The sequence below is a fragment of the Herminiimonas contaminans genome (assembly GCF_015645465.1).
GTDB lineage: Bacteria > Pseudomonadota > Gammaproteobacteria > Burkholderiales > Burkholderiaceae_D > Oxalicibacterium > Oxalicibacterium contaminans.
Window position 1 is genome coordinate 127,941 of record NZ_JADOEL010000005.1, and the last position, 11,959, is coordinate 139,899.

The window sequence follows — 11,959 nt, forward strand, 5'->3', positions numbered from 1 at the left end:
CGCGTTGAGCTCAACGCCAGGCGCTTCCTATCTGTATATAAAACGCATTGTCGTCCTTGCCGCGCGCCACATCGATACCCAGTGAAAGTCCCAGCTTGCGCGCGATCAAATAGCGGAAGCCTGCGCCTACACTGGTAGCGGTTGATGCACTCGAGAAGTCATTCCATTTGCCATAAGCCTTGCCCGCACCTGTAAATCCCAATACCGACCAGCGTGGTGTGACATCCCAGCGTAACTCGAGCTCCGTAACTATGGCGTTTTGATCCTGATAGCGTCCTTTGGATACCCCGCGCAGATCGACATAAGGTTGCGCATAGAACGGAATATCGCCGCTGGAAAAACGTCCATCCGCACGCAGGCCCAGTATCCATTTCTCGGAAAGCGGCAGCCAGGTATAGCCACGCGCATTGTATTGATTGAAATCCTGCTTGCCACCGAAAGCACCACGAGCAAATTGCGCTTCAAACTCAGCGTAGGTACCGCGACTCGGATAGAACATGTTGTCGCGTGTATCGTAATCAACCACCAGCCCCAGCTTACCGATCTTCAGGTCCCTGCCCGGGAGATTGAGTTCATTCGCGACTTCGCCGGTAAAGCGCGTATTCGAATCGAAGTAGACATAGCGCGGACCGACATACCAATGGGAGTCCCCCACGCGCGTCAGCAATTGCTGCATGAAAAACACACCGTCGAGTTCATAGCCGCGGGGCCGACTCGACTGGCCATAGTAGTCGAGGTTGGCATGCATCTTGGCGATGGCACCAAGATAACGATAACGATCGGCGTCCCAGGTATGAAAATGCGCGAGGCCAGCGCCCCAGGTTCCGTTGTCAGTTTTTGCGCCACCTAACACGGTGATATTCGGTGGTGCCATACCCTTGCCGCTATTCTTTGCTTCAGCGGCAGCTTCAGAAATTGACTGTGAAAAAAAAGCCATGCCCACACCCAGGCCATAGCCTATCGCCGGTTCCGTAATGATGGTCGGCACGACCAGCGCACCTTTGTGGTTAAGCAGAAAATCGCTCAGGTCCAGCTTGCCGTCTTCCGGATCAAAAAACTGTATCGGCTTGTCGTTCGCATGTCCTTGCGGAGCACCGGCAAAAGCGAGCAGCAAGCCGAGAATAACAGCTGTAAGCGTACGGAATGGCAAAGCAAAGTGGGCTTGCATGCGATTTACCTTCCGATATCCTGGTGCACATACATGAAGCCCATGAAAAGCCCGGGCACGGGGATTCATGCTCTGCTATGCAGGTAAGGCAGGCAATCGTACTTTGGGGTGTAGCTAAATGCCCTAAAGTGCATTCAGTACGATGGAGGGAAGTAAAGCGTAAAAAGGATAATTACTGGCAAGCCAGCTATTCCAGCGAGGCTGGAAATAGCATGGCCAAATGGATGCAATTTATGCAGTGACTTATTTAGATTGCGACAACATGCGCTCAACATAACGCGCGATCAAATCAATCTCGAGATTGACCTTGCTGCCTACCTTAAGATGCTTGAGCGTCGTGACCTGTACCGTATGCGGAATCAGGTTGACCGAGAAAGTACATGCGGCTGCACTATCGGCCACGGTATTCACCGTCAGTGATACACCGTTGATAACGATAGAACCTTTAACCGCGATGAACTTGCCCAGTTCCTTGGGAGCGTCGACTGCCAGCAGCCAAGACTCGCCGACTGGCTCAAACTTGCTGACCGTACCCAGTCCGTCAACGTGGCCGGAAACCAGGTGACCGCCGAGGCGCTCGGACAGGGTTACTGCTTTTTCCAGGTTCACTTCGCCGATTGCATCCAGCCCTGCCGTGCAATTCAAGCTTTCGCGCGAGACGTCGACGTCAAACTGTTTGTCGGTTTTAGCCACCACTGTCATGCACGCACCGTTGAGCGTGATTGAATCGCCGAGCGCGACGTCAGCCAGCGGCAGGCCGCCGGCATCGACGGTCAGGCGGTGTCCGGCATCGGCATCGCCGAGCGGGGTGATGTGGGTGATTTTGCCGATGGCAGCGACGATTCCAGTAAACATGATGGCGTGAAAATTAGTTAGATGAAACGAGCAAGGATACGCAAATCGGCACCGATCTGCTTGACCTCATGGAAAGTTAAGTTTTTCTTATGCTCCAGCGATTCCAGCGGCGGCAGGTTGAACATGCGCTGCGCGTCGCCCAGCAGCGTCGGTGCCAGATACACCAGCAACTCATCGACACAGCCTTCACGTATCAGTGAGCCATTTAATTTAAAGCCTGCTTCCACATGCAATTCATTGATCTGGCGTCGTCCCAATTCCTGCATCAGCGCAGCCAGATCCACCTTGCCGCTGGCGTTCGGCAGCACGATGACTTCATGACCGAGGTCACGCAAGGGCTTTTCTTTTTCCGGATTGGATTGTGCAGCCACGATCAGGGAGCCGCCACCACTCAAGACACGCGCGTGCTGGCTGATCTGCAACTGGCTATCGATCACGATGCGTTGTGGCTGGCGTGGGGTGTCGATGGCGCGCACATTCAATTGCGGATCATCTTCCATCACGGTACCGATACCGGTCAGGATGGCGCAGGCACGCGCACGCCAGTAGTGGCCATCGGCGCGCGCTTCGTCACCGGTGATCCATTGGCTAATCCCGTTATGCAGTGCCGTCATGCCGTCCAGACTGGCCGCGCTCTTCATGCGTACCCATGGCTTGCCGCGCTGCATGCGCGACAGGAAGCCGATATTCATCTCGCGTGCTTCTTCTTCCAGCACGCCGCACGTTACTTGTATGCCCGCCGCTTCCAGCCGCGCCAGCCCCTGCCCTGCAACCAGCGGATTTGGATCGGCGATGGCAGCCACTACCCGCCCGACCCGCGCGCGTATCAATGCATCGGCGCATGGTGGTGTGCGGCCGTGATGGCTGCATGGTTCCAGCGTGACATAGACAGTAGAGCCGCTGACATCAAAGCCGCGATCTGCCGCATCATTCAGCGCCTGCACTTCGGCATGCGCATGACCGACCGGCTGCGTATAGCCGCTGCCTATGACTTTGTTTTCCTTGACGATGACGCAACCCACGCGCGGATTGGGCGTGGTGGTGAACATGCCTTTGGCGGCCAGTTCCAGTGCCAGGCGTATGCCTTGTACGTCGCTATGAATTTCCACGTGTATCTTTACTGTTGATGTCGTTATATCGGCTGCAGTGCGCTATATCGCTATACGCCTGTCAGCAACTGATCTTGTCTTTCAGCGGGTCACATATGCGCGGTCGTCCCAGGAAATTGATCACGACCTTGCGCTTGTATGGTCCCAGCTCCAGCAGCCAGTGCCCGGACTGCGCGACCTGCCTGCCAGCGTTGCTATGGCTACGGCCAGTACCGCTGTATGCGACATATTGTACTTTTGAATCACTAAAGCGTGGCGTGATCTGCAAATCGGCTACTTTCACGGCATGGGTGTGCAACACGGTTTCGTGGCTGTCCGGTCGCTGATTATTGTTTTCATCGATAAACACCAACCATCCGCGCTGCCATTGCATGCCGTCCAGCGGCACCAGATCGACCCGGCGCCCGCGATGAATGGCCTCAGAACGTGCCAGATTGACAGCCATAAACAAGGCATTCGATGCCGTGGCCAGCCGCTGGGCTTGTATGATCTTTTGAAATACCGGCACCCCGCTCGCCAGGACGATGCTTACTATCGCCAGTGCCACCAGCAGTTCAACTATCGAATATCCGCTGTGATACGCGCGGCCTCTCATAGCCTTACCAGCAACCTTCTGCATCTGCCGTCTTTTCGCCGCGACTATTCAGGCTCAAGGTACCGCATAGCGGATCGCGATAGGAAGAATTGACGCGCTCGGTCCCGGGGCGTGCAATCAGGCGTATGCAATGTCGAACGCCATCATCGCCGCATGGCTGCGCGCTGATTTCATAGGAGCTGCTGGTACTGCTTGCACCTGAAAACCATTTCATGCCGTGTACATGTTCATCATTCGTGTGCGAAGAGAAAGCCCTGTAGCTCGTATGCACGGAGTAATAGCGTTCCTGTTGCTGCATCACCGTCATCAGCGCAGCACGGCCTTCCGTCCGCTTGCCTTTCACCACAGCATGTTGGTAAGACTGCACAGCCCAACCCGCGAGCAGCACCATAATGAACAAGGCGATCAATACCTCTATCAGCGTAAACCCGTTATGCCAACGCATCTCCACCTCCGGTTTTAATTTCCTGCAGCATGCAGTTCATGCCAGTTAATAATCTCGCGCCAGCTCAGACGTCCGGTAGCAACGGATGGCTGCTCCTTAGTTAAAGCCTCTGCCTGCCGCTTCCGGTAAACGCTTTGCAATACCACCTGCGTGCCGACACTTGCGCCGTACCCTATGGCAGTGATTCGGTAAAAGTACGCAGGCTTGCCAGTCAATTGACTTACCTTGTGATCCACCATCAATTCAACGACATAGCGTGGCTCCCTTGCAGGCAAAGCAGCGATACCGGCCAGAAACTGATTCCCGGTAAAGCGGCCATAAGGCACCGTATGGGCGCCGTCGGCCGTATCGTCAAAAAAATTGATGCCTTCCCTCGCAGCTGCGCTGCCATCTGGAGCCGGGCGACACAAACCCAGGTGGGCATTGCCTAGTCCCCTGTTACAGCCCTCCTCATGTAACAAGGGAAAGCCCGACTCACTGTGTTGAGTAAAAATATGGCTACGGGATATTGCGGCATCGAAAGAATGTGCGATGTCGATCTCTGCATCCAGCAAGCCAGCTTCTGCGGCCTGGAAAGCGATATGCCTGTCCCTGTCATTACGTGCTGCCTTCTCACCCTGCAAGGCTATCCGCGCTGCTGCGAGTCCCAACATGAGTATCAGCAACAGCATCACCAGCACAGTGAGCAATGTCGCACCGGCCTGTGAGAATTTGCTTTGCCACATGGGCCGCCTAGATACCATTTGACGCGCCGGCATTGCGCAACTGTATGGTTTGCGTAAATACCTTGCGTATCCGCTTGCGCTCGGTAAGCGGCATATCCTGCTCGGCTATCATTACTCCGATGTCACCCGCGTTCTGATAGGAGGTGTCAAATAAGTGATGCGTCGTTTGCGCATCTCCGTCACGCGCTGCATGCGCGCTCCTGACCAATATCGAAACTTTGACAGCGCGCACCTTCTTCCAGTGTGTCCGGCTTTGCCTGTCCGCCAGACGTGCTATCGCATTCTCTCCATTCAGGGTCATTGCATCATCCAAGGCTACGATGTCGCTCGCATTGAGATAGCGATCCGCGACGCCATTGCCATCCACATCGATGCCATACAAAACCTGGAACGACTCTATGCCACGCGCAATCGCATCCGCATTCCAGCCGCGCCTCGAGCGATATTTGCAACGCAGCTCAGGCTCACCCGCCCTGTCCCGTGCCACAAAGAACATGCTCCAGGCCTCTTCATCCTTGCCGCCAGGTATCACTGCCAACCCGGCGCAATTAAACATTGCCTCATCACCGGAATAAGACAAGGCCAGCACGTCGCTGCCATTTACGACCGTAGACGCAGCCGCAGCATCCATACCTGCCGTCGTTCGCTTGAGGCTGCTCGCATCCATACCGATCACATGCGGATGAATATCTGCGTTGCTGCTGGCGGCAGCCAGGTTTTTGTATCCGGCCTGTCGTATCGCACGCGCCAGCATCTCCATCGCGTAACGCCCTGTTTCCTGCACTTGTACATGTTGATCCTGCGCCAGATACGCAGCCTGATTTGACGCCAATAATCCAGTCGCAAGCAATGTGATGAATAAACCGATAGTCATGGCAACCATCAGCTCCGTGATGCTTATGCCACGCTGGTGGGAGAACGCTTTCATGGCTAGTGAGCCGCAACAGGCAGTACCAGCACGGGAGGAAAATCCACGTCTGTTGCGCTCCGGTCAGGCCAGCCTATCTTGATATAGATGAGTGGATAGGAATGCGCGCCACTGCTTTCGGTGCAGCGCCATGTATATCGCTGCCTGCTCGCATCCCATGGTTGCGTATCGCGGCAAACCCGCACGCGTGCAGTGGGCAGCTCTTTGCTGACACGCCTTAACCAGAGCGCTATCTCAAACTCCGCGAGCTCCTCTGCATTGCAATTGGCGTCCCTTCCATAGCAATTGATCGCCGGCTGATGGTAAGGAATCTGATAATCGATAGCCAGATAAGGATTGCTCACACCGCGCGATTGCACATGCTGACTATGGCTACGTATGTGGTCAGCCATCTCAAGAGCAAGGTGTAAGGCTGTCGTTTGAAAAGCAGACCAGCGGGATGTTTGCAAGGCGGTGAGCTGCATGCTGGCAGCACCGATTACACCAACCGTCAGCACGAGTATCGAGATCAATACTTCGATCAGTGAAAAGCCATCTGCCGCAGAAGTCGTCATTTCTGTTCTCCGTGACACAAACAACATGCCGAAAATGAACAGACATTTTGTGAAGTTGCAGCTCGAATCGCATCCCATCAACATGGGAAATGACGATTAGCGACGCGCGGAATTCTCCCGAAAGGACAGGGAAGATTTATGTATGGAAATTATCGCTGAAGAAAGATAGCAAGGACTAGGCTATCGCCAGCGCAATCACACCCAACGCAATAAAGAGGGCACCTATGAGGCGTTCAGTACGATCACCCTCTTTCAGCAAATGGCCACCGATGATGGCGGCAAACAGCATCGACACTTCACGTGCCGGAGCCACATGTGACAAAGGAGCCAGCTTCACAGCATACAGCACCAGCACATAGGAAATGGGACTGATCGCACCGACGATCAACGCGTACTTCCACTGTTTCTGCCACAACTGTGCCGCAGTGGCGCGATCATGGAAGTAAGTCGGAGCCAGCACCGCGATGCGTATGAAGTTGCCGATGTAATCGATCAGGATAGGCGACATCAGCATGAACTTGACCGCATAACCATCCACTACCGTGTAACAGGCGATGAAAGCACCCGTTAGCAAACCGTAGAAGATGCCAATGTGCACGCGCCTGCGCTGTTCCGCATCCTTGGCGGCGAGGAAGAGCTTAGGGCCACCGGCAATCAGGAACACGCCCAGTACGACGCCTGCTATCCCGCCCACACCTAGCGCCGATATTTGTTCACCGAGGAATAACAGCGCCGCCATTGATGACAGCAAAGGTCCGGAGCCACGTGCCAGTGGATAAACAACCGTTAAGTCAGCCTTGCGATAACCACGCAATAGGACGACGTAGTAAATGACGTGCAGGATACCGCTGACCAGGATGATGGCCCATTCTTTCCAGCCCCAGCCCGGCACCACATCCCACGCCAGCCACAAACCGAGCGGCGTCCAGACCAGGGCAAGGAAGAGACTGGTGAATAAGGCGAAACGCGCATCACCGCCCGCACGCTTGGCTACGATATTCCAGCCGGCATGAATAAAGCCAGCGGTGATCAGTAAAGCGAGTGCAGAAAAAGACATGAAAAAATGTGGCGGGTAAGCAGGACTAGTGCTCAGCCATTAGCGTTTGCAAACGCCTGCCTGACATAATCCGCCAGATGCTTGCTTTTGATTTCATCCAGGCTATGGATCTTGATATGACGACGTAGCTTGCCTTTGCCTTCCAGCACCTGCCACTCATCCTGCAAGTCGCAGCCACGGCCAAATTCGATGGAGATGTGTTCAGCGTAGACAAATACGCCGCAGAAGTCGTTCGGTGCGGCAAACATGAAGCCGCCATACATCACACGCTCCGTCGCCTGCTTCACTCCCTTATAAATGACGCGCCGCGCTGCCATTACCAACTCATGGCGCTCCGGGTTGACCAGATTGATATCGTTCAGCAGTTGTTCGACGCGAGCATCTGACATAAGCAATCAGGCCGCGATAGGTGTGCAGAGTTCTACCAGCGCACCATCCGGGCAGCGCACATAAGAAACCACCTGGCCCCACGGTTTGGCTATCGGTGCGAATAATTCAGTCGCACCGGCAGCCAGGGCTCGGGCATGTGCTGCCGCCACGTCGTCCGTGGTGAAGGCGATCTCCATGCCGAGCGGTTTCGGTGAAGTATGGGCAGCGATGTGTCCGCCGCTGTAATTCTTATCCGCCAGTTCATGCGCGGCAAAGGCCAGGGTGGTGGCACCGGTTTCCAGTTCGCCATAGGTACCGGACTCGTGCAGGAATTTACGGTTAAAACCGAACGCTCGCTCAAAAAAGTCCAGCGACGCCGCTACGTCCGGCACGTAGATGATGGTGTAAGCAAACTGCATCGCGCTTATTTCCCTGAAGGCTTACCGATTTCCGCAATCGCATCCTGGAACTCCGCCACGTCCTCAAAGCTCTTGTAAACAGATGCAAAGCGGATGTAGGCGATTTTGTCGAGGCGCTGCAATTCGCGCATGACCAGTTCACCGATCTGGCCGGAAACGACTTCGCGTGCGCCGCTGGAGAGCAACTTTTGTTCTATACGATGGATGGCAGCATCGACCGCTTCAGCCGAAACAGGACGCTTGCGCAAGGCCAGTTGCAAACTGCCCTGCAATTTCTTGGGATCGAAGTCTGTACGACTGCCATTTTTCTTGACCACGACCGGCATCGTCAATTCGATGCGTTCGTAGGTAGTGAAGCGTTTATCACAGCTGGTACAACGGCGGCGACGACGTATGCTGTCGCCCTCCTCAGAGACACGGGTGTCGAGGACTTGGGTATCGTCGTGCTGGCAAAAAGGACATTTCATCGCGGTGCCTGGCCTTATGGATCGTTACATCAGCAAAAATTTAACAATCGAATTTAATTATTCTTAACCGATAACTACCGGGAAAATACTGGGACTGCTTCCGTCTACATCCCAAAATGGCCCTGCCTGGATCACTCATCCCGACAAGGCCATTCTGCAGCGTGCTTCATTCTTCCGAAGTACGCTTTAGTAATGCTACAGACTTTAAATCAAACTCAACCGTAGACCGGGAAAGCGTCCGTCAGTTTTTTCACTTCCGCTTTGACGCGTTCGATGGTCGCCGCATCATTTGGATTTTCCAGCACGTCGGCGATCAGGTTACCTACTTTGGTCGCTTCCGCTTCCTTGAAACCACGGGTCGTCATCGCAGGGCTGCCGAGGCGAATACCCGAAGTGACAAATGGTTTTTCCGGATCGTTAGGGATCGCGTTCTTGTTGCAGGTGATGTGCGCGGAACCGAGCAGGCTTTCTGCATCCTTACCGGTGATCTTCTTCGCGCGCAGGTCGACCAGCATCACATGCGATTCGGTGCGATGCGAAACAATGCGCAAGCCACGTGCGATCAATGCCTTCGCCAGCGCGTCTGCATTTTTCACGACTTGTTGCTGATAGGTTTTGAATTCTGGTGCCAATGCTTCCTTGAACGCTACCGCTTTACCAGCGATGACATGCATCAGCGGGCCACCTTGCAAGCCTGGGAAGATGGCCGAGTTGATGATCTTCTCGTGCTCTGCCTTCATCAGGATGAAACCGCCGCGTGGACCACGCAACGATTTGTGCGTGGTCGAAGTGACGAAGTCGGCATAAGGAACCGGGTTCGGGTACTCGCCTGCTGCGATCAGACCGGCGTAGTGCGCCATGTCGACCATGAAGTAAGCACCGATTTCCTTGGCGATTTTGGCGAAGCGTTCGAAGTCGATACGCAATGCATAAGCAGAAGCACCGGCAATGATCAGCTTAGGCTTATGCTCACGTGCCAGGCGTTCCATGGCTTCGTAATCGATTTCTTCCTTGTCGTTCAGGCCGTAGGAAATAACGTTGAACCATTTGCCCGACATGTTCAATGCCATGCCGTGTGTCAGGTGACCGCCTTCAGCCAGCGACATGCCCATGATGGTGTCGCCTGGTTTCAGGACTGCCAGGAACACACCCTGGTTGGCTTGCGAGCCGGAGTTCGGTTGTACGTTGGCAGCATCAGCGCCGTACAGTTGTTTCAGGCGGTCGATCGCGAGTTGCTCAACGATATCGACGTATTCACAACCACCGTAGTAACGCTTGCCCGGATAACCTTCGGCGTATTTATTGGTCAGTTGTGTACCTTGCGCTTCCATCACCGCAGGCGAAGTGTAGTTCTCGGATGCGATCAGCTCGATGTGTTCTTGCTGACGTGTATTTTCCTTCTGGATGGCCGACCACAGTTCTGCGTCTGTTTTTGCTAAGGTCTGGTCTTTTGAAAACATGAATCACTCCAATCGTTCAAAAAATGGGCAGGAAGCTAAATCGCGCAGGCCGTGACGAATCACAACATGCTAAATCAACACTACCTGGGATCGAATGAGGAGGCCGGAACCGGAATTTGCAGGCAGCCTCAGTCGTACTCTCCATTCGGGCTACCCAGGCGCACGGCAATGAAATCTCACGCTTCACGGTGGGTAAGCCCACCTTACGACGTAATTGACCCAGAACAGCAGGAAAATCAGCCGGATTCGCCAGTCACGTGAGACGAAATGGTGCAAGGATTCTACGACAAGCGCCTGTTTTCGGCAAGCGGCAGCCGGCGCAGATGGCATGAATAAATGACAATATTCGGCCAGTCACGCCGACCACGGTAGCACTGATACAATTCTGCATCTGTCGCGCAGCCGTCATGCACAAGTGCAAACTTTTGCCCCGCCTGCACGCCCCACCCGCATCACGAATGGATAGCTGCACATATGAAAATCGCCACCTGGAACGTCAACTCCCTCAAAGTCCGCCTGCCGCAAGTCCTGCAATGGCTGACCGACAATCCGGTGGATGTGCTCTGCCTGCAGGAAACCAAAACTGTCGATGAAAAATTTCCGGTCGCGGAGATAGAGGCCGCCGGTTACCACGTCGTCTACACCGGTCAGAAAACCTATAACGGCGTGGCCATCCTGTCGCGCCATCCGATTACAGATGTAGTCAAAAACAATCCGCTGTTTGAAGATGAACACCAGCGCATCATCATCGGCACCATACAAGGCGTGCGCATCATCTGCGCCTACATCCCGAATGGTCAGTCACTGGAATCGGACAAGTATCAATACAAATTGCGCTGGCTCGCAGGCTTGCATGCATTGCTGGCGCAGGAGTTGAAGCAGCATGAAAACGTCGCACTGCTCGGCGACTACAACATCGCACCGGAAGACCGCGATGTACACGATCCGGTCGCTTGGCAAGGCCAGGTACTGGTTTCGGAACCGGAACGCGCTGCGTTTGTACGCATGCAGGAAATGGGCTTCACCGATGCTTTCCGCATGTTTGAGCAACCGGAGAAACTGTATAGCTGGTGGGATTACCGCCAGATGGGCTTCCGCCTGAACCGTGGCTTGCGTATCGATCACATCCTGCTGTCGCCCGCGCTGGCCAAACGCTGCACCGCCTGCGTGATCGACAAGGTACCGCGCAAATGGGAACAACCTTCAGATCACACACCAGTGATTGCAACCCTGGATTAAAACGCGAGCGACCAGTTGCAGCTCAGCAGCTGGTCAGTTTTTCTCGTCCAGAATAAGTTGCCAGTAGCCGACATCCAGCCACTGCTCGAACTTGCGCCCTATCTGCGGCAAGTGCGCAACTTTCACAAAGCCCAGTTTTTCATGCAGCGCCACGCTGCCCGGATTCGGCAGGACTATTCCGCCTAGTACTGCATGTACGGATAGTTGTGCCAGTTCACCGATCAGCGCCTGATACAAGCGCGTACCAACCCCGCGTCCGCCACTATCCTGCGACAGATAGACCGAGCCTTCGACGGAATGCTGGTAAGCCTTCCTGACTTTCCACTTGCTGGCGTAGGCATAGCCGAGTATGCGCCCGTCAACTTCGTACACCAGCCACGGAAACTGCTGCAACGTGTCGTCTATGCGCGCCCGCATTTCATCCACACTCACTGCTTCCGTTTCAAAGCTGATGACGGTGTTGAGCACGTAATGATTGTAGATCTCGCAGATGGCCGCAGCATCGTTGCGCGTCGCCGGGCGTATGGCTTCAGACATGATGAGGTTCATGAAAATGGGATAGCTGTAGT

Annotated in this window: 15 protein-coding genes and 1 riboswitch; of the genes, 1 reads left to right on the top strand and 14 read right to left on the bottom strand. The window is 54.6% G+C overall.

Annotation, left to right across the window (positions count from 1 at the left end; translation table 11 throughout):
• Positions 1–10: 10 nt before the first annotated feature.
• The 13 genes from IXC47_RS08695 to glyA form a co-directional block, all read right to left on the bottom strand.
• Positions 11–1,168 carry a BamA/TamA family outer membrane protein gene (locus IXC47_RS08695; protein WP_230089467.1) on the bottom strand — a complete coding sequence of 386 codons (1,158 nt, stop codon included), beginning with the start codon at positions 1,166–1,168 and terminating at the stop codon, positions 11–13.
• A 243-nt stretch (positions 1,169–1,411) separates the two neighbouring features.
• Complete coding sequence (locus tag IXC47_RS08700) at positions 1,412–2,023, bottom strand: riboflavin synthase (protein ID WP_195875327.1); 612 nt, start codon at positions 2,021–2,023, stop codon at positions 1,412–1,414.
• A 17-nt stretch (positions 2,024–2,040) separates the two neighbouring features.
• Positions 2,041–3,132, bottom strand: coding sequence for a bifunctional diaminohydroxyphosphoribosylaminopyrimidine deaminase/5-amino-6-(5-phosphoribosylamino)uracil reductase RibD (ribD, locus tag IXC47_RS08705; RefSeq protein WP_175626418.1), 1,092 nt, complete (start codon positions 3,130–3,132; stop codon positions 2,041–2,043).
• Positions 3,133–3,193: 61 nt separating this feature from the next.
• The gene (locus tag IXC47_RS08710) at positions 3,194–3,727 is read right to left on the bottom strand and encodes a GspH/FimT family pseudopilin (RefSeq protein WP_230089468.1); all 534 of its coding nucleotides are present in this window, start codon (positions 3,725–3,727) and stop codon (positions 3,194–3,196) included.
• Between the two features lie 4 nt (positions 3,728–3,731).
• Positions 3,732–4,172 carry a type IV pilin protein gene (locus IXC47_RS08715; RefSeq protein ID WP_195875329.1) on the bottom strand — a complete coding sequence of 147 codons (441 nt, stop codon included), beginning with the start codon at positions 4,170–4,172 and terminating at the stop codon, positions 3,732–3,734.
• Positions 4,173–4,186: 14 nt separating this feature from the next.
• On the bottom strand, positions 4,187–4,897 hold the full coding sequence (locus IXC47_RS08720; RefSeq protein ID WP_195875330.1) for a pilus assembly PilX family protein: 711 nt from the start codon (positions 4,895–4,897) through the stop codon (positions 4,187–4,189).
• Between the two features lie 7 nt (positions 4,898–4,904).
• Complete coding sequence (locus tag IXC47_RS08725; protein ID WP_230089469.1) at positions 4,905–5,771, bottom strand: PilW family protein; 867 nt, start codon at positions 5,769–5,771, stop codon at positions 4,905–4,907.
• 56 nt (positions 5,772–5,827) lie between these two features.
• The gene (gene pilV, locus IXC47_RS08730; protein ID WP_195875331.1) at positions 5,828–6,379 is read right to left on the bottom strand and encodes a type IV pilus modification protein PilV; all 552 of its coding nucleotides are present in this window, start codon (positions 6,377–6,379) and stop codon (positions 5,828–5,830) included.
• Positions 6,380–6,554: 175 nt separating this feature from the next.
• Complete coding sequence (locus IXC47_RS08735) at positions 6,555–7,436, bottom strand: EamA family transporter (RefSeq protein WP_195875332.1); 882 nt, start codon at positions 7,434–7,436, stop codon at positions 6,555–6,557.
• Between the two features lie 32 nt (positions 7,437–7,468).
• Positions 7,469–7,825, bottom strand: coding sequence for a DUF1801 domain-containing protein (locus tag IXC47_RS08740; protein ID WP_195875333.1), 357 nt, complete (start codon positions 7,823–7,825; stop codon positions 7,469–7,471).
• 6 nt (positions 7,826–7,831) lie between these two features.
• Positions 7,832–8,224: a VOC family protein gene (locus IXC47_RS08745; protein WP_195875334.1), complete on the bottom strand. Its 393-nt coding sequence runs from the start codon at positions 8,222–8,224 to the stop codon at positions 7,832–7,834.
• Between the two features lie 5 nt (positions 8,225–8,229).
• Positions 8,230–8,691 carry a transcriptional regulator NrdR gene (gene nrdR, locus IXC47_RS08750; RefSeq protein ID WP_175626410.1) on the bottom strand — a complete coding sequence of 154 codons (462 nt, stop codon included), beginning with the start codon at positions 8,689–8,691 and terminating at the stop codon, positions 8,230–8,232.
• A 215-nt stretch (positions 8,692–8,906) separates the two neighbouring features.
• Positions 8,907–10,151 (bottom strand): serine hydroxymethyltransferase, encoded by a 1,245-nt coding sequence (glyA, locus tag IXC47_RS08755; RefSeq protein ID WP_175626409.1) that lies wholly within the window; start codon positions 10,149–10,151, stop codon positions 8,907–8,909.
• 145 nt (positions 10,152–10,296) lie between these two features.
• Positions 10,297–10,418, bottom strand: a riboswitch (ZMP/ZTP riboswitch).
• 207 nt (positions 10,419–10,625) lie between these two features.
• On the opposite strand from glyA, the gene xth reads away from it, so the two are divergent.
• Positions 10,626–11,390, top strand: coding sequence for an exodeoxyribonuclease III (xth, locus tag IXC47_RS08760; RefSeq protein WP_175626408.1), 765 nt, complete (start codon positions 10,626–10,628; stop codon positions 11,388–11,390).
• A gap of 33 nt (positions 11,391–11,423) precedes the next feature.
• Here xth and IXC47_RS08765 read toward each other — a convergent pair whose 3' ends face one another.
• Positions 11,424–11,927 (bottom strand): arsinothricin resistance N-acetyltransferase ArsN1 family B, encoded by a 504-nt coding sequence (locus IXC47_RS08765; protein ID WP_195875335.1) that lies wholly within the window; start codon positions 11,925–11,927, stop codon positions 11,424–11,426.
• Positions 11,928–11,959 lie beyond the last annotated feature (32 nt).

Excerpts from the sequence above, each read along its gene's own strand:
- IXC47_RS08720 (WP_195875330.1), bottom strand. The coding sequence starts at position 4,897 with ATGTGGCAAAGCAAATTCTCACAGGCCGGTGCGACATTGCTCACTGTG.
- pilV (WP_195875331.1), bottom strand. The coding sequence starts at position 6,379 with ATGACGACTTCTGCGGCAGATGGCTTTTCACTGATCGAAGTATTGATC.
- IXC47_RS08710 (WP_230089468.1), bottom strand. The coding sequence starts at position 3,727 with ATGAGAGGCCGCGCGTATCACAGCGGATATTCGATAGTTGAACTGCTG.
- nrdR (WP_175626410.1), bottom strand. The coding sequence starts at position 8,691 with ATGAAATGTCCTTTTTGCCAGCACGACGATACCCAAGTCCTCGACACC.
- IXC47_RS08700 (WP_195875327.1), bottom strand. The coding sequence starts at position 2,023 with ATGTTTACTGGAATCGTCGCTGCCATCGGCAAAATCACCCACATCACC.
- glyA (WP_175626409.1), bottom strand. The coding sequence starts at position 10,151 with ATGTTTTCAAAAGACCAGACCTTAGCAAAAACAGACGCAGAACTGTGG.
- IXC47_RS08740 (WP_195875333.1), bottom strand. The coding sequence starts at position 7,825 with ATGTCAGATGCTCGCGTCGAACAACTGCTGAACGATATCAATCTGGTC.
- IXC47_RS08765 (WP_195875335.1), bottom strand. The coding sequence starts at position 11,927 with ATGTCTGAAGCCATACGCCCGGCGACGCGCAACGATGCTGCGGCCATC.
- IXC47_RS08735 (WP_195875332.1), bottom strand. The coding sequence starts at position 7,436 with ATGTCTTTTTCTGCACTCGCTTTACTGATCACCGCTGGCTTTATTCAT.
- xth (WP_175626408.1), top strand. The coding sequence starts at position 10,626 with ATGAAAATCGCCACCTGGAACGTCAACTCCCTCAAAGTCCGCCTGCCG.
- IXC47_RS08725 (WP_230089469.1), bottom strand. The coding sequence starts at position 5,771 with ATGACTATCGGTTTATTCATCACATTGCTTGCGACTGGATTATTGGCG.
- IXC47_RS08745 (WP_195875334.1), bottom strand. The coding sequence starts at position 8,224 with ATGCAGTTTGCTTACACCATCATCTACGTGCCGGACGTAGCGGCGTCG.
- IXC47_RS08715 (WP_195875329.1), bottom strand. The coding sequence starts at position 4,172 with ATGCGTTGGCATAACGGGTTTACGCTGATAGAGGTATTGATCGCCTTG.
- IXC47_RS08695 (WP_230089467.1), bottom strand. The coding sequence starts at position 1,168 with ATGCAAGCCCACTTTGCTTTGCCATTCCGTACGCTTACAGCTGTTATT.